Annotated in this window: 17 protein-coding genes and 2 tRNA genes; 8 read left to right on the plus strand and 11 right to left on the minus strand. The window is 38.6% G+C overall.

Annotated elements, in window-relative coordinates; translation table 11 throughout:
• Positions 1-41: 41 nt before the first annotated feature.
• Complete coding sequence (locus H5116_RS13485; RefSeq protein ID WP_154902992.1) at positions 42-950, plus strand: LysR family transcriptional regulator; 909 nt, start codon at positions 42-44, stop codon at positions 948-950.
• Between the two features lie 43 nt (positions 951-993).
• Here the strand turns inward: H5116_RS13485 and H5116_RS13490 are convergent, their stop codons facing one another.
• A complete protein-coding gene (locus H5116_RS13490; protein WP_182695754.1) occupies positions 994-1,983 on the minus strand; it encodes an MBL fold metallo-hydrolase in 990 nt (329 codons plus the stop codon).
• A 13-nt stretch (positions 1,984-1,996) separates the two neighbouring features.
• Positions 1,997-4,513: a TonB-dependent receptor gene (locus H5116_RS13495; protein WP_154902994.1), complete on the minus strand. Its 2,517-nt coding sequence runs from the start codon at positions 4,511-4,513 to the stop codon at positions 1,997-1,999.
• Between the two features lie 361 nt (positions 4,514-4,874).
• Between H5116_RS13495 and H5116_RS13500 the strand changes: the two genes are divergently transcribed.
• Positions 4,875-6,077 carry an MFS transporter gene (locus H5116_RS13500; protein ID WP_154902995.1) on the plus strand — a complete coding sequence of 401 codons (1,203 nt, stop codon included), beginning with the start codon at positions 4,875-4,877 and terminating at the stop codon, positions 6,075-6,077.
• A 19-nt stretch (positions 6,078-6,096) separates the two neighbouring features.
• Here H5116_RS13500 and H5116_RS13505 read toward each other — a convergent pair whose 3' ends face one another.
• On the minus strand, positions 6,097-6,990 hold the full coding sequence (locus H5116_RS13505) for a LysR family transcriptional regulator (RefSeq protein WP_182716393.1): 894 nt from the start codon (positions 6,988-6,990) through the stop codon (positions 6,097-6,099).
• Between the two features lie 98 nt (positions 6,991-7,088).
• On the opposite strand from H5116_RS13505, the gene H5116_RS13510 reads away from it, so the two are divergent.
• From H5116_RS13510 to H5116_RS13520, 3 genes are read left to right on the plus strand one after another with little or no spacing between them, the layout of a single operon-like run.
• On the plus strand, positions 7,089-7,805 hold the full coding sequence (locus tag H5116_RS13510; protein WP_182695752.1) for a CoA transferase subunit A: 717 nt from the start codon (positions 7,089-7,091) through the stop codon (positions 7,803-7,805).
• A 2-nt stretch (positions 7,806-7,807) separates the two neighbouring features.
• On the plus strand, positions 7,808-8,479 hold the full coding sequence (locus tag H5116_RS13515; protein ID WP_182716394.1) for a 3-oxoacid CoA-transferase subunit B: 672 nt from the start codon (positions 7,808-7,810) through the stop codon (positions 8,477-8,479).
• Positions 8,476-9,666 (plus strand): acetyl-CoA C-acetyltransferase, encoded by a 1,191-nt coding sequence (locus H5116_RS13520; RefSeq protein ID WP_182716395.1) that lies wholly within the window; start codon positions 8,476-8,478, stop codon positions 9,664-9,666. The genes H5116_RS13515 and H5116_RS13520 overlap by 4 nt, the downstream gene beginning before the upstream one ends.
• A 99-nt stretch (positions 9,667-9,765) precedes the next feature.
• Here the strand turns inward: H5116_RS13520 and H5116_RS13525 are convergent, their stop codons facing one another.
• Complete coding sequence (locus H5116_RS13525; protein ID WP_182695750.1) at positions 9,766-10,482, minus strand: GntR family transcriptional regulator; 717 nt, start codon at positions 10,480-10,482, stop codon at positions 9,766-9,768.
• Between the two features lie 214 nt (positions 10,483-10,696).
• Here H5116_RS13525 and H5116_RS13530 point away from each other — a divergent pair, with 214 nt between their 5' ends.
• Positions 10,697-11,788 (plus strand): aromatic ring-hydroxylating dioxygenase subunit alpha, encoded by a 1,092-nt coding sequence (locus tag H5116_RS13530; RefSeq protein WP_058429818.1) that lies wholly within the window; start codon positions 10,697-10,699, stop codon positions 11,786-11,788.
• Between the two features lie 14 nt (positions 11,789-11,802).
• Positions 11,803-12,759: a PDR/VanB family oxidoreductase gene (locus H5116_RS13535; protein WP_182716396.1), complete on the plus strand. Its 957-nt coding sequence runs from the start codon at positions 11,803-11,805 to the stop codon at positions 12,757-12,759.
• Positions 12,760-12,828: 69 nt separating this feature from the next.
• On the opposite strand, the gene H5116_RS13540 is transcribed toward H5116_RS13535, so the two are convergent.
• From H5116_RS13540 to H5116_RS13550, 3 genes are all read right to left on the minus strand, one after another.
• On the minus strand, positions 12,829-14,181 hold the full coding sequence (locus H5116_RS13540) for an MFS transporter (RefSeq protein WP_404936168.1): 1,353 nt from the start codon (positions 14,179-14,181) through the stop codon (positions 12,829-12,831).
• 246 nt (positions 14,182-14,427) lie between these two features.
• On the minus strand, positions 14,428-15,480 hold the full coding sequence (locus H5116_RS13545; protein ID WP_058429815.1) for an aromatic ring-hydroxylating dioxygenase subunit alpha: 1,053 nt from the start codon (positions 15,478-15,480) through the stop codon (positions 14,428-14,430).
• Positions 15,481-15,516: 36 nt separating this feature from the next.
• Entirely contained in the window at positions 15,517-16,464 is a 948-nt protein-coding gene (locus tag H5116_RS13550) for a PDR/VanB family oxidoreductase (protein WP_182716398.1), read from the minus strand.
• Between the two features lie 202 nt (positions 16,465-16,666).
• Here H5116_RS13550 and H5116_RS13555 point away from each other — a divergent pair, with 202 nt between their 5' ends.
• Positions 16,667-17,158 carry a MarR family winged helix-turn-helix transcriptional regulator gene (locus H5116_RS13555; RefSeq protein ID WP_182681183.1) on the plus strand — a complete coding sequence of 164 codons (492 nt, stop codon included), beginning with the start codon at positions 16,667-16,669 and terminating at the stop codon, positions 17,156-17,158.
• A 408-nt stretch (positions 17,159-17,566) separates the two neighbouring features.
• On the opposite strand, the gene H5116_RS13560 is transcribed toward H5116_RS13555, so the two are convergent.
• The 4 genes from H5116_RS13560 to H5116_RS13575 all read right to left on the minus strand — a co-directional run bounded on the left by H5116_RS13560 (position 17,567) and on the right by H5116_RS13575 (position 20,444).
• A tRNA-Val gene (locus H5116_RS13560) sits at positions 17,567-17,643 on the minus strand.
• A gap of 213 nt (positions 17,644-17,856) precedes the next feature.
• Positions 17,857-17,933 (minus strand) — tRNA-Val (locus H5116_RS13565).
• A 113-nt stretch (positions 17,934-18,046) separates the two neighbouring features.
• Positions 18,047-19,111, minus strand: a complete 1,065-nt coding sequence (locus tag H5116_RS13570) for a DUF3080 family protein (protein WP_182716399.1) — start codon at positions 19,109-19,111, stop codon at positions 18,047-18,049.
• Positions 19,074-20,444, minus strand: coding sequence for an MATE family efflux transporter (locus H5116_RS13575; RefSeq protein ID WP_182711673.1), 1,371 nt, complete (start codon positions 20,442-20,444; stop codon positions 19,074-19,076). Before H5116_RS13575 ends, H5116_RS13570 begins: the two co-directional genes overlap by 38 nt.
• Positions 20,445-20,469 lie beyond the last annotated feature (25 nt).

Below are 20,469 nucleotides of genomic sequence, written 5' to 3' on the forward strand. Positions count from 1 at the left end.
AAAAATAATCAAAATTTAAAAATCAGCAGTGGGCCAATGTTATGAGATTTGAGCATTTAGATTTAAATTTACTGGTTGCATTAGATGTTTTACTAGAAGAAAAAAACATAACCAAAAGCGCTAAGAGACTGCATTTATCGCAGTCTGCTATGAGCAGTATTTTGGGTAGAGCACGTGCCTTTTTCGAGGATGACTTGTTGGTGCAAGTTGGTAAAACTATGCAACCGACCCCTTTTGCGCTTGAAGTTCAAGTACCAATTACTGAAGTACTGACAACCATTAGAGGCGGGATTATTGGTAAGCGATTTAATGATCCATTAAAAAGTGAACGTCATTTCAAAATTGTTGCATCGGATTATGTTATTCAAGTTCTGTTTTCTAGTATTTTAACCGAGCTTGCTACGTTAGCTCCATTATTGACGTTTGAGTTTTTATCGCCGTTTTCGCATGAAGTTAATATACTTACCAAAGGAGGAGCCGATTTATTTATAGCACCGGAATCGGTAATGCTTGATGGTTACCCTAGTTCATTACTTATGGTTGATGAACTTGCATGTGTAGTCGATATGGATAACAAGTTAGTTGCTGGTGATGTAATTTCAGCTGAACAAGTTGGCAGTATGGGGCATGTGTCGGTAGGTTTTGCACGAACAAGTCATTTAAGTATTGAAACATGGTTAACGGAGACGATGGGAGGAAGTCGAAAAGTTGATATTATTACAAATGACTTTTCTACTATGATTTATACTTTGAAGGGGACTCAACGCGTAGCTATTTTACCCAAAAAGTTTGCCAATATACACGCACAAAAGCATGGTTTAAAGGTCGTTTCATTTCCCTTTGATACACCCCTTTTAGTTGAATCAATGATGTGGCACCCTACACTTAATAACGACCCTATACACCGGTGGTTAAGAGAAAAAGTAATTTCTACTGCACAAAACTTATAAAAAAGTCGCCTTAATAGGCGACTTATAGTTTTATATAATTAGGTCAGTGCTTTAATTCATACCGATTCAAATCTTGAGCTATTGATATCGTCCCTTTGTATTCACCTTGCACTTGCTTGGTATAAAAGTCGATTTCCTCTGAAGTATCTAACCCTGGCGCCATATGAGTAATGACGAGTTTTTTTACGTCTGCTGCTTTAGCCAGCTCACCGACCTGCTGAGGAGATAAGTGATGCTTTGAAAGGTGCCTATGAATACCTTTAAATTTTTTCTCTGGCATACGAGGATTCGTTTTCTTAATTTGATTAACGGTATGATCAATATCCATCATCTCACTAACTAATAAATCAACGCCGTTTGCGAGTTTTTCTACGGCCTTACTAGGGCCCGTGTCACCAGTGTAAACAGCAGTATAACCATCATCCAGTGTAAACTTAAACGATAAAGCTTGAAACTTGTTCCATTCGTCACTGCCTTTTGGCCAGCTATAATGAGTGTTTCTAATTACATTTAGGGTAAAGTCATCAAATTTAATATCTGAGCCATCTTGAACCTCAATTACTTTAATATTGTTATTTGCAGGAGCTGGAACTTGACCAGGAACACCATAATGACCTAATGCACCGTAAGTCATGTATTTAAAAATACCATCAACGGTTTGCTGAGTACCTGGCGGGCCATATATAACAAGCTCATTATTAGCACTTGTTTGCCACCTTAAGCTAATAATTGCAGGCAAACCACCTGTGTGATCAAAGTGAAGGTGACTTAAAAATATAGCATCCACATCCTTTATATTAAGTCCTGCTTTTGCTAATTGCCCTGCAGTTCCATCACCCGCATCTACTAAATAGGTATTACCATTAACAAGCATCGCATTAGCTGGTTGAGAGTGTTTTGCATTAGGAATAGGGCCTGCCATCGTACCTAGAGTTATCCACTCATTTTTTGTTTCGCTTGCGTTACCGTTAAACGTAAATGCTAAACAGCCTATAGATAGAAATAAATTAAATAAAATACTACTTTTTTTCATTGTGTGTGCTCTCTTAATAGAAGTCATATTTAAATGTAATGCCGTATGTTCTTGGTTTTTCATAGGTTGATACCATGGTGTTGCCACCATTTGCAAATAACTGTGATGTTGCTTTTATCTCTTCGTCAGTTATGTTTCTCACATATGCGAGAATTGACCACTTATCATTTGCTGAAAATAATTGCATAGAAGTGTCTAAGGTAATAACATCTTCAGCACGCTGTGATGGTAAGAAGTCAAAGCCAACCCAACGTTCGTCGCGGTAACGAGCATCAAAAGACACCGATGCCGAATAACCATTATTAAACTCTAAGTAATGGTTAATACTTGCAGTTAAAGAAAGTGATGGCGAGTTTCTGCCTTCCTTACCTGAACAGTTGACATTATATGTGGGCTCCCCATCAGTCATGCTTATTACCGTTGTGTCACAACCAGTCACAACATTTACAGCTTCGTCTGGCGTTTTTTGAAGGTAACTAAACTCTTCAATCTCATTTTTTAGGTATTGAATATTACCTTTGATTCGTGTTGCTTCAGTCAGTTGATAAAGAATATCAACTTCAACGCCTTTAATACTTGATTGACCTATATTTTCAGTAAAGAATGCAGAATTACCATTACCATCAATACCAAAGTGACTTGCCTGTTGATCTTCATAATCCCAAATAAATGCCTCAGCATTGATTTGTAAATAATTATCTAAAAATCTATTTTTAGAACCAAATGTCCATGCATTTATATACTCAGGTAAAAACTCTTCACGACCTGCTGTTGGACTAAACCCTCCTGAACGATAGCCTGTTTCGTAACTAGTGTAGAGTAAATTACTATCAGCAATATCGTATTCTATTGCTGCTCGATACGTTATTTCGTCATTTTCTTGAACACGGTCAATTTGTGTTTGGTTAATGAAAAGCAAGTTTGCACGCAGGTTATCTGGCGCACCAGGAAACAACGGAATTTGGCCATACGGAACAGGACCTCGATTAGCTATAGGAGCTCCCTCTGGCAAATCCGCTGGATCAATAGATGCAATTGTTTCTGCAACAGTTGCACCAACAGGAATAACTGGCGCACCGTCACAATTAGGGATTTCTGGTCCGCCAGGGTAGGCTGGTAAATCTCTAATACATAAATTTAGAAATACATCCGCTTGTCCCTTAAATTCTTTTTTATCTTTGGTCCAACGCACAGCACCAACGAGTCTAAGATCATCAGAGATGTGATATTTACCATGAACAAAAAACGCGGTTGACTTTGTACTGGAGTTTTCAATATCTTGCGTTGATTGCAAGCTGTATTGGTTAAATGAGGCTAGACCATCAACTTTTTCATCAAAGTAAAAGCCACCCATAATTAAATCAAGCGCCCCTACGGTTGTAGAGAAACGAGCTTCTAAACTAGATTGCTGGTGGTTTTCTTGATTAATAGCTGCTTGGAAAGCGGGATTATTAAATAAAACGTCAACCGTATTCTCTCTATAAGCCGGAATAATTGTTAGATCACCCAATGATGTTGCAACGTTTAACTCTGCCGACACCCCCATATACTCGTTGTCTATATAAGGGTCATATAGGGGAGTGATAGAAGTAAATGCTGGCGAGGTTATTTGGCCTGTGTAGTATTCAACTGCAGCTGGTGTACCTGGGCCTGTATGAGGAGCTGATACGTTATCTGGAGCAGGATTGAAGTTGTAACCTGGAATATTTTTTGGGTGGTTATTACTTCCTTGGAGTGGGAATCCGTAACTACCTTCAAATGAAGGTGAATTACCATTGCCTTTTGTTGTTGAGTAATCTGCAGTGACGGTAAGGTTTACATCTTCTGAAAACTCACCAAATAAACGTGCGCGGAATGCGGTATCATCTGTTGCCGCTGTACCATCATCGTTGTAGCCGTCATTTTTAGTTTTGCCAATCGCAAAACGAGCTGCCCAGTCATCGCTTATTGGTAAATTGACAGCACCAGAAGCTGTTATTGTTCCATAGTTAGCAGCACCAATAGAAATATTGCCAAATGTCTCACCAAGTTCAGGTTTTGTTGAAATAACATTGATCGCACCCGCTGTTGCATTTCGGCCATAAAGAGTGCCCTGAGGTCCCTTTAAAACCTCTATACGTTCTACATCTAAAAATGATGCCGTTGTGGCTGTTGGGCGCCCTAAAAATACACCGTCTACGTTAAATGCTAAAGCAGCATCTGTGTATGCATTTACAGCAAAGTTACCAACGCCTCTGACAAAAAATACAGTATTAGAGCCGCCACCAGATACAACATTGAGTGCAGGTGATATTTTATTAAGCCCTGTTGCATCGGTAACACCGATGCGTGATAGTTCTTTACCTGTTGCGGCATCAATAGGTACAGCCACATCTTGTAAACTTTCTGTTTTTCTAAGTGCTGTAACCGTTATTAACTCAATACCACTATCTGCTTTAGGTTCTGTAGTTTTTTCGGCAGTTTGAGCCGAAATAGCTAAAGGTGCTAAACATGCAGTCAGAATACATGAACGTAAATACGATTTGTTCATAGTTCTATCCTTATAATTGTGTGTGTAAAAGCGTTTTACTAATAACTTGTTAATACAAGTGACGAGATTGCGATGTGTGTGCAACGCAAAAGTAAAGATAAAGTAAAAACTGCATATCAAGTTAATTGATTTTTATGATTGAAGTTACCTATTTCATAGATACATGAGAGAACTAGGCACTCTAGCGAGGAAAGGTGATAAAAAAGGTAATTGCAATTAACTATTTATTTACGTGATACATTCTATCTAAATATTAAATTCTACAATTGGAAACTTTCAACACATAGTGGAGCCTTCGGGTTTGTATTTAATGACCCGACAACACACTAAGCAAAACACACAATAATTAAAGGAAGTTTTTATGAATACTATCTCGCCCACTGTGGCTTCTACTAAACACGGTATTATTTTAATTTTAGCGGCTATTATGCCTGTTATGGCAGTCATCTCCCTTGTTCCTGTGCTGCCTATGTTACTTGAAGAGTTTAAGCATATTAGTGGTTATGAGGTTTTAGTGCCTATTGCTATGACTATTCCTGCACTCTGTGTTGCTGTATTCTCTCCAATTGCGGGTTCTCTTTCTGATAAGTTTGGCAGGAAGTCGCTCCTTATTTTTGCTCTGTTAATATACAGCGCTGTTGGGGTATTACCTTATTTCTTGGAAAGTTTATCTCATATAATAGTATCTCGTATTTTTTTAGGTATTACAGAAGCGGTTATTATGACAATTGCTACCGCATTAATTGCTGACTACTTCATAGGAAAAGAAAGACAAAAATGGATTTCTATACAAATAGCGTCAGTGAGCTTAAGTGCTATTTTTCTCATTGCACTTGGCGGTATGTTGGGTGAAGTATTGGGTTCAAGAGGCCCATTTGTTTTATACTTACTTGCCTTGCCTGTTGCTTTGCTGGTTGCTTTAAACTTATTTGAACCTAAAGTAAGAGCAAATGAGGACAAACAACTCACGGGATTCCCTGTAAAAAAAGTACTGCCTCTATTATTTATAACACTATTTGTTGGTATTATTTTTTATTCTATGATTGTAAAACTAGGTGAAGTACTGTCGATTAGTCAGGCAGTGACGCCCGCTATTATTGGCGGAATAGGAGCTTTAGCAAATATAGGTGTTGCATTAGGTGCATTTTGTTACGGAAAAATTAAGCATATCTCAGGGCCACTTTTATTATGTGTTGGTTTTGGTTTAAGTGCCTTTGGTTACTTTGCAACAGCAGTGTCTTCTTCAATTGTAATTTCATCAATAGCTATTTTTATTGGTTGCTTGGGTTTTGGCTCTTTATTACCAACGACTTTAACATGGGTATTAAAGCTACTCCCTGAAAATGTACGTGGTAAAGGAACTGGGATGTGGACGGGTATGTTCTTTTTAGGTCAGTTTACAGCACCTATTGTTGTAACTTTACTTCAAAAAACATTGGACTCTTTGAGTGCTGTGCTTGTGCTAATTGCTATTTGTTGTGCAATTGCATCGCTGGTCGCTGCACTAAAAAGTAAAGGTGCAAGAGATTTAAAGTGTGATGATACAAATAAGGCACCTGTTTGAACATTCAATGGGCCTAAATTCAATCTCTTAACTCCAATGAATAGAGCTTAATTGTTTCAAGCATTGATTTAGCCGCGATAGATAAAGACGTGATAGGTTTAGAAATAACGCCTACACGTCTTGCAATAATAGGGGAATTTATTTCTCTGCATATTACGCCTGCTTCTAATGCTTGCTCTTTGCAAAGTGCAGGTACAACAGCCACTCCTAAATCATTACTCACCATCCTTATAACAGTCGCTAACTGGTGCGCATCAAATGCAGGGTTGAGTGCAATGTTATGCTGCGAGAGAGTGTCTTCAATTAGCTCTCTGACAGAAGAGGGACTTTGCAGAGTAATTAACTCAAACTTTAGTAGCTCCGACCAACTAATACTATGGCACTTAGCAAGCGGATGAAATTGAGGTAAAACCACAATAAATTGATCGTTATACAGCGGATGAAATACTAAGTCACCATTATGTTTAGGCTCAAATGAAATACCGAGTTCCACCAAGTCAGCATTTACCAAGTCAATAACCGTATCAGATAAGACATCGTCCACTGAGAGTTTTATGTTTGGGTACTTTGTATGAAAACGCTTAATTATTTTTGGCAAAATTGAACTGGCAAAAGAGGGCATGGCTGCGATAGATGTATGCCCAAGATCCAGTGCAAATCGCTTTTTCATCTCTCGTTCTGCAGCGTCTATTTGGTTTAATAAGTTTTTAGCGACAGGTAAAAATGCTTTACCTTCTTGGGTGAGTACTAATGTACGTGTTGTGCGAGTTAATAATTTACCGCCCAAGCTCTCTTCTAAATTTTTGATACTTAAACTAAGCGCGGGTTGCGATAAGTGTAATTTAGCTGCGGCTTCTACAAAACTTAGGCTGGAAGCCACCTGCGTAAATGCCTTCAATTGTTTTATATTCATTTATAAGAAAAACTAATTAATAAAACATAATTATAAAATTAACTATATCTTGCTTTGTTGTCAAACTAATAAACACATTCTTAATTTGGACTTAAACAATGGCTGGATTTAATAAAGTAGTAATTACGTATTCTCAAGCGCTTGAAGGACTTGAAGACGGTATGACCGTTTTAGCTGGTGGCTTTGGCTTATGCGGTATACCAGAGAATTTAATTAAGGAAATACAAAAAAAAGGTACTAAGGGGTTAACGCTTGTGTCGAATAACTGTGGTGTTGATGACTTTGGTTTAGGGTTGCTGCTAGCAAAACGACAAATCAAAAAGATCATTGCGTCTTATGTTGGTGAAAATGCAGAGTTTGAGCGACAAATGATGTCTGGTGAACTGGATGTTGAATTGACACCTCAAGGTACATTAGCCGAAAAAATGCGTGCCGGTGGTGCCGGTATTCCTGCCTTTTTCACCGCAACGGGTTATGGAACTCCAGTTGCACAAGGAAAAGAAGAACGTAACTTTAATGGTAAAACTTACATCTTAGAAGAGTCGATTAAAGGTGATTTTGCCATTGTTAAAGCTTGGAAAGCTGATACATATGGTAATTTAGTTTATCGAAAAACAGCACGTAATTTTAATCCTTTAGTTGCAACAGCTGGCACAGTTACGGTTGTTGAAGTTGAAGAAATTGTTGAAGCAGGGCAATTAGATCCCGATGAAATTCATACCCCTGGGATATATGTGGATCGGGTTATTAAAGGTTCATTTGAAAAACGTATAGAACAACGCACAACTCGTGCTTCACAAGTTTTAGGAGTGTAAAAATGGCTTTATCCCGAGAGCAATTAGCAATGCGTGTTGCGCAAGAACTACAAGATGGATATTACGTTAACTTAGGCATTGGTATTCCGACGCTTGTTGCTAACTATGTCCCTGAAGGTATTGAAGTAATGCTTCAATCTGAAAATGGCTTATTAGGCATGGGTCAATTTCCAACAGAGCAAGAAATTGATGCTGATTTAATTAATGCCGGCAAACAAACGGTGACTATGGCAACCGGCGCCTCTGTTTTTGATAGTGCAGAGTCGTTTGCCATGATCCGTGGCGGGCATGTTGATTTAACCGTATTAGGTGCCTTTGAAGTAGATGTGAATGGTAATATTGCGTCTTACATGATCCCCGGGAAGTTAATTAAAGGAATGGGAGGTGCTATGGACTTAGTGGCGGGTGCCGATAACATTATTGTCACTATGACCCATGCATCAAAGCATGGTGAATCAAAGTTATTAGCAAATTGTACACTGCCACTAACTGGTAAGGGCTGTATTAAAAAAGTGCTAACTGATCTCGCTTTTATGGAAATTAAAGACGGTAAATTTCATTTGTTAGAAAGGGCGCCGAATGTCTCGGTAGAAGATATTCAACGGTTAACAGCAGGTGAGCTTGTTATTCCTGAGCATGTACCCGAAATGGACTTGCCCGAGGTGGTAGCATGAAGGCTGTTATTGTTGCTGCAAAAAGAACCGCAATTGGTGGTTTTGGACAAAGTTTATCAAGCCTATCAGCTATTGAAATAGGTAGTCAGTTACTTAAAACCGTTCTTGATGAAACACCGCAAGTAAAGCCACACATTGAGGAGGTGATTTTAGGGCAGGTGCTAACAGCTGGTTGTGGCCAAAATCCAGCAAGGCAGACAGCACTTAATGCCGGACTACCTATTAATGTGTCTGCTTTTACTATTAATCACGTATGTGGCTCAGGACTAAAAGCGGTGCAATTGGCTGCGCAATCAGTTCTTTGCGGTGATGCTAAAATGGTGGTTGCTGGTGGGCAAGAAAGTATGTCTCAGGCGGCGCACGTATTACCCAATAATAGAGTACCTAAAAAATTAGGTGACTTATCTTTGGTTGATAGCCTGATAAAAGATGGTTTGTGGGATAGTCGCGAAAATATACATATGGGAATTACAGCTGAAAATATAGCTGAAAAATTTGCTGTTTCTAGAGCGGAACAAGATGAATTTGCAGTTCATTCACAGCAAAAAGCAGCAAATGCTATTAGCAGTGGTTTATTCAAAGATGAAATTGCCCCTATTTATATTGCAAAACGTGGAGGCGATATCAAGAGTTTTGATGTTGATGAATCAGTAAAAGCTGATACACAAATTATAAACCTTAGTAAGCTTAGGCCTGCGTTCAAAAAAGACGGTTCAGTTACTGCTGGAAATAGTTCGACTATTAACGACGGCGCAGCGATGGTGGTGGTTACTACAGACGAGTATGCAAAAAAGTTAAACTTACCTATTTTAGCTGTAATTGAAGCTACCGCTTGCGAAGGTGTTGAGCCGCTTTACATGGGCACTGGCCCAATAGCGGCCACGCAGGCTGTGTGTAAAAAAGCGGGCTGGCAAGTGCATGAGATTGATTTAATTGAAGCTAATGAGGCATTTTCGGCTCAAGCTTTGTATGTAAATACTGCGCTGGGGCTAGATAGCAATAAAGTAAATGTTAACGGAGGGGCGGTTGCACTTGGTCATCCAATTGGAGCTTCAGGTTGTCGTATTTTAGTCTCGCTGATATATCAAATGCAGCGAGCTAATAAAACAAAAGGGTTAGCAACACTTTGTATTGGTGGTGGTATGGGCATTGCTATGTTGGTCTCGCGTGAGCGCACAAAGGCTTAATAAGTTTTAATATTTAAAGGCCTCCTTCATTAGCAAGCTTTATATCTTATAGAATATGGCTCCCTCAATATGTAAGAGTGAGTAACACTTCTGTGCATGTTATTTATTTGCGTGCGAAATAACTGTGAGTTTGTTTTTAAGCTCTGTTCGGTGATAGTTTCGATCGTAACCGAGTGTTGCTTGTGCATGCTCACGCATAATTCCTTCAGCACGAGCACCTTGGCGAGAAAGCATTGCATGAAATACGTGGTGATGTTGCTGATGTGCAAATGCAAAGCGTTTAAACTCTTTTTGCATATTATTTTTGTCGATGGCAAGCGCGCTTACCGAGGCAAATGGTAGGTGCTCATTTTTAGATAGTGCAGCCTGGATAGCCAAGTTACCCGACGCTTCAATAATTAGTAGATGAAAACGGCGGTTCATATCATGGTAGGTTGCTAAGTCATCTTCAGTTAGTTCGGCCCCTTCAAATAATAAATCACCACAAGCAAGAAGGGATTGTATTTCATGTTTTTGTTCTTCGTTAAGGCCGTTTTCAGCAGCTTGTCGAGCAGCTAGGCCCTCTAATACTCCTCTTACTTCAATAGCGCCTTCAATTTCAATTGGTGAAACTGAGCGGACTTCGTAGCCACGCCTAGGAAGTTTGGTCAACAAACCTTCTTGTTCAAGTGTTCTAAATGCAATTCTTACAGGCGTTCTTGAAACACCTAGACGTTCAGAAGTAGCAATTTCAACGAGCCTTTCTCCGGTTTTTAGTGCTCCAGTTAAAATCATTTGTCGCAATGTGGTTACTGCATTTTGGCCTGACTTAGTCATAAAAAATTACCTCAATTACTTTTTAAACTGGATCCAATTAGGAATCTACACTGCATATAGTCATTGAAATAGTGTGAATTTACAACTAAAGCGTGACTAAAAGTGCAAAAAAGAAAATTATATGGATCCAATTTACGCATGTTTGTTTTATTTATCTGGATTATTAGTTTATATTGGATCCAATGACAACAAAAACACAACAGGAGATCAAGGTATGGCTAAGCAGACCTTTATTAAAAATACATGGTATGTGGCGGCAATGAGTGATGAAATCAATCACAATAAACCACTCGGCCGAAAAGTGTGTGATCAAAGTATTGCTTTTTATCGTCAGGCGGATGGAAAAGTAGCTGCGGTGCTAGATTTTTGTCCACACCGTGGCGCAGCTTTATCTTTAGGATATGTTGAGGACGGCTTGCTTGTATGCGGCTATCATGGTCTAAAAATGGGTGAGGACGGTAAAACAAAAGAAATGCCGCTGCAACGTGTGCAGAGATTTCCGTGTATGAAGTCATTTGCAGTTGAGGAGCGCTTTGGCTTTATCTGGGTTTGGCCTGGTGATAAAGAGGCTGCAAATACAGATCTTATCCCACACTTACCTTGGGCTGAAGATGATACTTGGGCCTATGGGGGGGGGTTGTATCATATAAAATGCGACTATCGTTTAATGATCGATAATCTAATGGACTTAACACATGAAACCTACGTTCATGCTAGTAGTATAGGCCAAAAAGAAATTGATGAGTCTCCGGTGCAAACTGAAGTAGAAGGCGATAAAGTTTTTTGTCGCCGTTATATGGAAAATATTATGGCACCGCCATTTTGGCGAACTGCTCTGGAGGGTAATGGGCTTGCATCGGATACACCAGTAGACCGTTGGCAAATTTGTCGCTTTATGCCGCCATCACATGTAATGATTGATGTGGGTGTAGCACATGCTGGTTATGGTGGTTTTGATGCACCAAAGAATAAAAAAGCGAGCAGTACAGTGGTTGATTTTATTACTCCTGAGACTGAAAATACGATGTGGTACTTTTGGGGGATGGCACGTAACTTTAATGCTCAAGACGTTACATTAACTGATAAAATTAGAGAAGGGCAAGGCAGTATTTTCCAAGAAGATTTAGAGGTATTAGAACGTCAGCAGCAAAATCTGAAGAGTTTCCCGCAATTTGATCTTTTAAAGCTTGATATAGATGCCGGTGGTGTTCAGTCGCGACGTATCATTGAGCGTTTAATCGATAAAGAAATAAATGCGAAAAATATATCTACAGACGAGCTACCGCTCCAATCAGTAACATTTTAACAAAGGGAATTAGGATGATTTCAGTTATTGTTAAAAATGTGGTCGTTGAAGCAAAGGCGGTTGTTAGGCTCGTACTTGGATGCGCTGACAATGAGGATTTGCCCCCATTTGAGGCAGGTGCACATATTGATATAAAGCTACCAAATGGTTTGCTTCGTCAATATTCTCTATGTCGGTTACAGTGCGACCCACGTTACTACGAAATTGCAGTATTAAAAGATCCTCAATCTCGTGGTGGATCAGCAGAGGTACATAGCCTACAAATAGGCGATAGAGTCGAAGTAAGTGAACCTAAAAATCACTTTTCATTGCTGAATCCAAAGAAAAATACATTACTGATTGCAGGTGGAATAGGGGTTACGCCATTATTAACGATGGCTCAAACATTACATAGTTTAGGGACACCTTTCGCATTTCACTATTGCGCTAAATCTTCTGAAACTGCAGCATTTGTTGAAGCATTAAAATTAGGGTCGTTTAGCGATAAAATAGCGTTTCACTTTAGCCAAGAATTGCAATCGGGTCGTATGGATGTAGAACAGGTGCTAAGTGAGCATATTCATGATACTGACTTGTATATATGTGGCCCTGCTGAGTTTTTAACATATGTATTAAATCATGCTCGTTTGCTGGGTTGGTCTGAGGAGAGATTGCATCGAGAGTACTTCGCCGCACCAGTGGTTGCTGAAAATATTTCAGAAGACACGTCATTCACTATAAAAATTGCTAGCTCAGGTAAACAGTTTACTGTAGGCGAAGGGCAGTCTATCTCTCAAGTGCTAGAGGTTAATGGGATATTTATACCAGTTGCGTGTGAATCAGGAGTTTGTGGCACTTGCCAAACTGGTGTAGTGGAAGGCAATCCGGAACATCGCGATGTTTTTTTAACAGACAAAGAAAAAGCACAAGGCAAGTTGATTATGCCGTGTTGTTCAAGAGCAAAAACAGGGTCCATAACACTCGATTTATAAATACACTTACACGTATAAAACGATTTATAATTACTTTTATACGTGTAACCCGTATCAGCAACGCATAATTTAGGCTTTCCCACGAAATGCCGAGATACAGCTTGCTAGAATTACAAAGCCTAAAGACACGTTAAACGCGAGTGAAATTGTACTCATTAAAGCATGACTATGTTGCGCTGAAAACGTGCTGTCCCCTAAGTAATAATGCACAATTAAATTTACCAAGCTCATTCCAAATAAATTACCAATTGTTCGTGATAAATTCATGGAAGAAGAGGCTACGCCTAACTCATTCTTATCTACAGCACCCATAATTGCATTATTGTTAGGCGTTGAGAATAAGCCAAAGCCAATACCTAACAATAACAGTGAGCCACTAATGTATGTGATACTTGAGTCCATAGATAACAGTGATAGTAAAAAAAAGCTGACCATAACAATTATACAGCCAAATGTAGCTATTATGCGTGGCTGTAATTTATCTGAAAGTTTACCGGACAATGGTGCCATAATGGCCATAGAAACCGCTTGCAGTAACACGATTTGGCCAGCATGAGAAGGACTTAACCCTTTAATATACTGCAGATATAAGCTTAACAAAAAAGCCAATGAAAAATTACTGGCGTACATTAAAAACGATGTAGACAGCGATAAGCTAAATACTCTGCTTTCTAAGAACATTTGTACTCTGATTAGTGGTCGCCTGCTTTTACTTTGGTGAATAATAAATAATCCTAAGCTTATTACCGAAAGTAATGTTAAACCCCATCCAGTCATAGTGGGTAAATCACTGAGTCCTAATACTAAACATATTGCAAAGAGTGAGAAAAGCGCAGTACCCCACCAGTCAAACGAGGATTTTTTATCGTTTTTCCACTCACCATGTAAAAAAAGTTTAATAGCAAGTAGTAGCAGAAGGACAAGCGGAATTTGAGAGTAAAATACAGCCCGCCATCCCCATATTTCGGTGAGCCAACCGCCTATTGCAGGGGCTGCACTTAAGCCTATATACACACACGCTGCAGAGGTGCCCAGTGCCATGCCTCTTTTATTATTTGGCGTAATAGAAGTAATAATTGCAACACCAATACCAAAAATCATGGCACCTGCAGCGCCTTGTACAAAACGCCAAAAAAGTACCCATTCAATTGATGACGCAATAGCACACATCAGTGATGCTAGTGCATTTAGGCCTAAACCAAATGCATATACTCGTTTTCGACCATAGTTATCGGCTATTTTCCCGCAAGGCAGCATAAATATCACGCTACTAAGTAAGTAAAGGGTCGGCATCCAACCAATCATTTTAGCGCTTGCTTGTAAATCCTCGGCAAGATTTGGAATAGCTATGTTGACGCCGGCCATGCCGAGAGGTCCGATAATAGATCCGCTGCATACAATTATAAGCGCGATGTTAGTAATAGGGAGTTTAAACAAATATGATCCTTAAACGCATAGACTATAAAAATAATAAAAGGTGGTGTTTGAGAACATGGGTTTTTTAATGCGTTTATTATTGCTAATAGCAACAGAGGTAGCAAGCTGGTCTACTAAGTATCTACGTAATTTTTAATTAGCGTATTTTTGGTCCAATATGATGAGGTATTACTTTGTAGGCCATTGAAAAAGTAATACCTCAGTTTGAGTTAATATAATTAAAACAAGCCTTTAAGCTTCACATAAGCGCTTAATTATTCGCCTAGCGTGATTTGCACCGGTATCAACATGGATATCAATCATAGGTTGCCCTTTAAAGTGCTTCATTGATTTGTGTTGCGCTTCAATAACCACTTTGTCTTCATTGAACGTGTAACGAGTTTGTTCTACTACTTTTTGTTTTACGTTTTCAATATCAGTTGTTGGGTTTGTTGATATAGTCCAAAAATAATGACATGTTTCTTCTGTCTCTGGAGTTATGCAATGTAAGCCACGCATATGAAAGCCGCCACGGTTAGGGTTAGTTACCGATTCACTGTTTGCGTCAATACCGCCAGTCCATATCCTTAAATGTGATGGATAGAATTCAATTTCTTGCCAGCGATCTATTTTATCTTTAAATGGATAAGCAGCTGTATATGTTGGTGGCGGGGTTGAATTTGGCATGTAACGTTTTACGGTCACTTTATCACCTATAGCTTCTACATCCATTTGTGCATGCATATGCGTTTTAGCGTCACCACCAATCGTTTTAAGGTGTACGTAACCTAAGTGGCTAAGATCAAGTAAATTGTCATGTATGAGTTGAAATGGTGCTTGGTAGTGATATACATCACCATCGTAAACATATTTTTCGTCAGAATGATAAAGATAGCGAGGTGGGTCTTGATCAGGGGTTGAGCCTTGCTCTGAACCAAACCAAATCCAAATTAAATCATCTTGCTCTTTAAGTGTAAAAGGCGTTACTTTTGCTTTTCTTGGAACTTTTTTTTGCCCTGGTACTTCAAGACATTGGCCTTGGCCATTAAATAATAGACCATGATAACCGCATCTTAATCCTTCTTTTTCAAGTGTTCCCATCGATAAAGGCAGTTGGCGATGGCAACAACGATCTTCAAGTGCGCTAGCATGGCCTTGTGCATCTCTAAATAAAACTATAGGGGTGTTTAATAAAGTGCGAGCTAGTGGCTTGTCGGTTAACTCTTTGCTTAGTGCTGCTAAGTACCACATGTTAAGAGGAAAGGGGGTTTTAGTGTCCGAATTAGTTTGTGTATGTGTGGTCATAAGTGTCTCGCGTAAAGTCTAGTGTTAAAATTTTCTCTATAAATCTAGCGTTAGAGAGTCGCTTAACGCTCTTGAACAACAGGGTGTGAACCTATCGTTTTTTGCCTTTTCATCAGCAGTAAAGAATTCATCTCTGTGGTCGGGTATACCGCATGTCACATAGGTAACGCATGTCCCGCAAATTCCCATTTCGCATGATACGTCTAACTCAATACCCGCATCTTCCATTGCTTCTAGTGCGGTTTGCTCTGCAGAAACATCAATTTCTAAGCCTGAACGGCTCAAAATGAGCTTAAACGGAATATCTTCAGTACCTTCTGCTTTAGGTTCAGCTTTAAAATTTTCTTTGTGTAAGTACTCGTCTTTCCAGTTATTTGATTTTGCACTGTCAAAAATATATTCCATATAAGCTGCTGGGCCACAAGTGTATAAATGCGTATTCGTTTTAAATTCACCAATAAGTTCTTTGGCATCTTTTTTTGGCTGGGTTGAAAAGTGAAAAAATACCTTTTCAGAAAATGAACACTCTAGCAATTCTTGATAAAAAGCAGCCTCTACGGGGGATTTAGCATGATAATGAAGCTCAAAATCAACGCCGTTAATATCAAGCTCTCTTGCCATTGAGATTATCGGAGTAATGCCTATACCGCCTGCGAATAATAGTGCTTTATTATGAGTTGAATTGAGTGCAAAGAGGTTGCGAGGATCAGAAATTGATAATGTATCACCGACTTGCACATCAGAGTGAAGTGCAATTGAGCCTCCTCGTGAATTGGCATCTTTTAATACAGCTATTTTATAAAACTCATCGGATTGAGGATGGCTGATAAGTGAGTACTGACGAGTTATTTTATCATTAAGCACCACATCAATGTGGCTACCCACATCAAATTTAGGTAAAGCTTGCCCATTTATAGGTATTAGCTCAAAACTGACAATATTAGGTGTTTCAACCTTTTTACTGCGTACGTTTACTGAAAACATAAAGTTCCTAATGTTTGTTACTTTATGTTTATAATGTTGAATTATAGTTGAGGTGTCAACTATAATTTGGGTGTAGAGATTAACTTAGTGTTAACGTTATGAATGTAAAACTCTTTGCTCGTAATAAGCAATGATCATAAATAGTTTTAATCTCAAGATTTACCTAGTAAAATTTATTTATACCTAAAAATTGGAAAAACCAATGCCTTCTAAACCCAAAGAACCTAGTGCTAAGCAGCTAGATCTTGAACGATATATACCTGCGCTTGTAAATTTTCTTTCTAATAAACTCTCAAGTGGTGCATCTGTATGCTATCGAAAAAACTTTAATGTAGGCGTTATTGAGTGGCGTGTATTAGCGATGCTGAAAGTAGAAACTAACATTTCTGCAAATCGTATTTGTCAGGTGATTGGCCTAGATAAAGCAGCTGTTAGTCGAGCTTTAAAACAATTACAAACGTTAGGCCATATTAGCTTTATAAAAAATGCTAAAGATGGTCGTTCATCATTAGCAAAGCTGACGGAAAAAGGTGAAAAGTTACATGATAAAATTCTCTATGTAGCTTTAGAGCGAGAAAGATTGTTATTACAAGGGGTTTCACAAAAAGAGCTTGATACACTTATTGAGGTATTGTTAAAACTAAATAAAAACATTAAGCAAGTAAATGAGTTTAAGGTAAGTAATACCACATAGGGATTCTTCCTCAAACTGTTGAAAGGTAATTGTTTAAATTTTTTGTTGCTCAATCTAAACTACTGTAAAGTTATACACTTGCTAAGAAGTGGTCTATTTTAACTGAAAATAGCTTTAGGCGTTCAGATATTGTTTTAGGAACAACTCGATGAAAAGCATAATATTTAGGACGGTTTTTTGGATTTGGTTCTAGTCAGTTCTAAATTTTGAATACAAAATAATAAAAACTTAGAATTTAAATTCAGCGTAAAAATTATATAGATAGATTATTTAGGTTTTTAACCGTTTGAAATGTATAGTTTAATTGGTACGACTGAGTGGATTCGAGTTACTGCCCCTTGGACCGGTGGTCAAGATTAGGTAGTGCTTATTCTTCGGTATTTTTAGTTTTTTTTTATTACTTTGAAGTGGTACGACTGAGTGGATTCGAACCACCGACCCCTACCATGTCAAGGTAGTGCTCTAACCAACTGAGCTACAGTCGTACAATTTTTGAGGTTTTACTTAAATGTTGGTACGACTGAGTGGATTAGAACTACTGACCTTTGGACCGGGTGATCAAGAGTAGGTAGTGCTTTTTCCTTCAATTATACTTTTTTAAATGTTGGTACGACTGAGTGGATTCGAACTACTGACCTTTGGACCGGGTGATCAAGAGTAGGTAGTGCTTTTTCCTTCAATTATACTTTTTTAAACGTTGGTACGACTGAGTGGATTCGAACCACCGACCCCTACCATGTCAAGGTAGTGCTCTAACCAACTGAGCTACAGTCGTATTACTTTATTTAAGTAAGTGTTAATTGCTTAACAACGGCGGCTAATATATAGCGTGGCGGTTGGTGAATCAAGCAAGTTTGTTGTTTTTGAGTTTATTTGCCGTTTTTTTATTCATATTGGGCTTATTTCACACGTTTTATAAAAACCTTGCCACCAAACCACATGTTTTTTAGCTGAGCTTTTAAGTAAGTTCAATAAGTTACTTGTTGAGCCAGTTTTTACTAAGTTATTAATTTGAGGGCTTGAGATACTTTCGTTAAACCAAAGCTCTTTATAAAGCGGTTGTAGTACCTCTAGATAACCAGTTAATTGCGCTTGATAGGGCTGAATTTCTTTTAGGTAAAACTTTTGAAATATGTTGCTTATGATTTTTGCGTTTTTATTATTTTTATCCTCTGGGCACAGCGTATTAAAGTTTAGTGTTTGTACAAACTGTGTAGCGTTGTTATTTAACACGACCTGCCTACGGGCTGATTGAATGAGTGCTTGGTTAAATTGAAATTTATTAAGCTGCTCGAGTGCGCTAAAAATAGAGTCGCTATTAATTGTACTAAATTCTTTAGCCTTAATTTGCTGCTTAATGAGTGCAAGTTGCTTTAGCGCAAATATGGTATCGCGAAAACCAGCGGGTTCAGTAGTTAGCTCGTTTGAGGTGAGTTGCCAGGTACGATTTAACTCAGGTTCTTTAAATAACATGGTATTAAAAAAGTACATTAGGTGTGTTTCTTTATAGTTTTTGGCTGCGAGTATTTTTGTGTAACTAGGGCTATTTTTATCAAGCGTATTTAAGCAAACCTGCGCACTTTTAATAAAGTTTATTTGATATTTTAATTGCCCGGCAGCGCTGGCTATTTTTCCTAATTGGTTATTGTGCTCACTTATAAGCACGTTAAGCTTACATTGGCTAATGCCTGCAAGCTCCACAATACTCAGTGTTAAGTCACTTTGTGCTATTGGGGGAGGCTGCAGTAAAGGGAGTTGCTTGAGCGGCTTAGGCTGTGTTGGGCTTGCATTAACTGTGCTACTTAAGCGTTCAATATAAGTAGCGTTTACAGTACTTTGTGGTTTGTTGCAGCCTGTAAGCATTAAAAAACACATTACCAGCAAAGCAGCTGGTAATGTTTTAAGGCTGAGTTTATTAGTTTTGATTGAGTGAATCACTGTTAACAAATTCATATTTTAGACGCTTTCTTACTGTTAGCATTAATAAAATAGCAGCGACACTAAGGCCTACTATTATTCCAACCCAAAAGCCATGCGGCCCCATAGCTGGCACAATTATGTCTGTTCTTGCCAATACGTAACCTAAACAAAAGCCGATTAACCAATACGATATAAACGTAATATACGATATAGGCGTGGTGTATTTTAACCCACGAAGCATGCCATTTGCAGCAACCTGTAATGCATCGGGTAACTGGTAGACACACGCTAGTATCATAATTGATGAAGCCAGAGCCATTACTGCGGGACTGTCGGTATAAAGTTGGCTAATTAAATCACGACCTGTAAAAGTCATAAGTGCCAAAAATAGTGCAATTACAATAGCTAATATGTAACTAGTCGATACGGCAACTTTTAACTGCTGTAAATTATTTTGACCATATAGATTACCAATACGAATACTTATAGCGATAGAGAGGCTCAGTGGCATCATAAACAGCAATGTAGTTACACTCGCTGCTATTTGGTGCCCCGATACAGCCACTGCTCCTAAATGCGCAATAAATAGCGGTATACACGCAAATAAAGTGACTTCAAAAAAGGTTGCAAGTGAAATTGGTATACCTAGCTTAGTAATAATACCAATGGTAGTGAAATTAGGTTTTTCGAATGATGAAAGAAGGCCTCTAGCATCTACCTTTTTACTCATTTGGCAGTAAGTGACTTGTGCTATTGCCATAACAGTTAAAACAATTGCTGTGGCAATGCCACAGCCTGCGCCGCCATAAGCAGGAAAACCAAATAAGCCATTTATGAAAATATAATTTACTGGAATATTAACGGCTAAACCTAATAGGCTTATATAAAAGGCGGGTTTGGTCATCCCCATGCCCTCGGTAACGTTTCTGTATACTGTAAAAATTAAAAATCCAAACACACCCCATTTCACAAAATGGATGTAGTCAATGGCAAGGTTTGCAATAGCAGGCGTTGTATCGAGCTTTAAAATAATGGCATCTGCTAAATGGGCAATACCAAAACCTGTAAAGCTTAAAATAGCGGTTAAATAAAGCGCTTGTTGAAAATAGTGGCTAATGCCTTTGCGGTCATCGCTGCCCGAAAACTGCGCAATAATACCAGTAAGCGCTAATAAAATACCTTGCAGAGCAAGTAATAATGGGTTCCATATTCCTGTTGCAATAGAAAGTGCAGCTAAGTCAGTAGGGCTAACTTGGCCGGCCATAATTGTGTCGACTACCGACATTAAAATAAGTGTAACTTGTGCTAAAAAAACGGGTAAGGCTAGGGAAAGTAAACGCTTGGCTTCCCAATTGCAAAAGGTCATAAAAAAAGCTATTAAATAAAACAGG

Source organism: Pseudoalteromonas sp. SG45-2, assembly GCF_014164115.1.
Classification (GTDB): Bacteria; Pseudomonadota; Gammaproteobacteria; order Enterobacterales; family Alteromonadaceae; genus Pseudoalteromonas; species Pseudoalteromonas distincta.

Excerpts from the sequence above, each read along its gene's own strand:
- H5116_RS13485 (WP_154902992.1), top strand. The coding sequence starts at position 42 with ATGAGATTTGAGCATTTAGATTTAAATTTACTGGTTGCATTAGATGTT.
- H5116_RS13490 (WP_182695754.1), bottom strand. The coding sequence starts at position 1,983 with ATGAAAAAAAGTAGTATTTTATTTAATTTATTTCTATCTATAGGCTGT.
- H5116_RS13495 (WP_154902994.1), bottom strand. The coding sequence starts at position 4,513 with ATGAACAAATCGTATTTACGTTCATGTATTCTGACTGCATGTTTAGCA.
- H5116_RS13500 (WP_154902995.1), top strand. The coding sequence starts at position 4,875 with ATGAATACTATCTCGCCCACTGTGGCTTCTACTAAACACGGTATTATT.
- H5116_RS13505 (WP_182716393.1), bottom strand. The coding sequence starts at position 6,990 with ATGAATATAAAACAATTGAAGGCATTTACGCAGGTGGCTTCCAGCCTA.
- H5116_RS13510 (WP_182695752.1), top strand. The coding sequence starts at position 7,089 with ATGGCTGGATTTAATAAAGTAGTAATTACGTATTCTCAAGCGCTTGAA.
- H5116_RS13515 (WP_182716394.1), top strand. The coding sequence starts at position 7,808 with ATGGCTTTATCCCGAGAGCAATTAGCAATGCGTGTTGCGCAAGAACTA.
- H5116_RS13520 (WP_182716395.1), top strand. The coding sequence starts at position 8,476 with ATGAAGGCTGTTATTGTTGCTGCAAAAAGAACCGCAATTGGTGGTTTT.
- H5116_RS13525 (WP_182695750.1), bottom strand. The coding sequence starts at position 10,482 with ATGACTAAGTCAGGCCAAAATGCAGTAACCACATTGCGACAAATGATT.
- H5116_RS13530 (WP_058429818.1), top strand. The coding sequence starts at position 10,697 with ATGGCTAAGCAGACCTTTATTAAAAATACATGGTATGTGGCGGCAATG.
- H5116_RS13535 (WP_182716396.1), top strand. The coding sequence starts at position 11,803 with ATGATTTCAGTTATTGTTAAAAATGTGGTCGTTGAAGCAAAGGCGGTT.
- H5116_RS13545 (WP_058429815.1), bottom strand. The coding sequence starts at position 15,480 with ATGACCACACATACACAAACTAATTCGGACACTAAAACCCCCTTTCCT.
- H5116_RS13550 (WP_182716398.1), bottom strand. The coding sequence starts at position 16,464 with ATGTTTTCAGTAAACGTACGCAGTAAAAAGGTTGAAACACCTAATATT.
- H5116_RS13555 (WP_182681183.1), top strand. The coding sequence starts at position 16,667 with ATGCCTTCTAAACCCAAAGAACCTAGTGCTAAGCAGCTAGATCTTGAA.
- H5116_RS13570 (WP_182716399.1), bottom strand. The coding sequence starts at position 19,111 with ATGAATTTGTTAACAGTGATTCACTCAATCAAAACTAATAAACTCAGC.
- H5116_RS13575 (WP_182711673.1), bottom strand. The coding sequence starts at position 20,444 with ATGACCTTTTGCAATTGGGAAGCCAAGCGTTTACTTTCCCTAGCCTTA.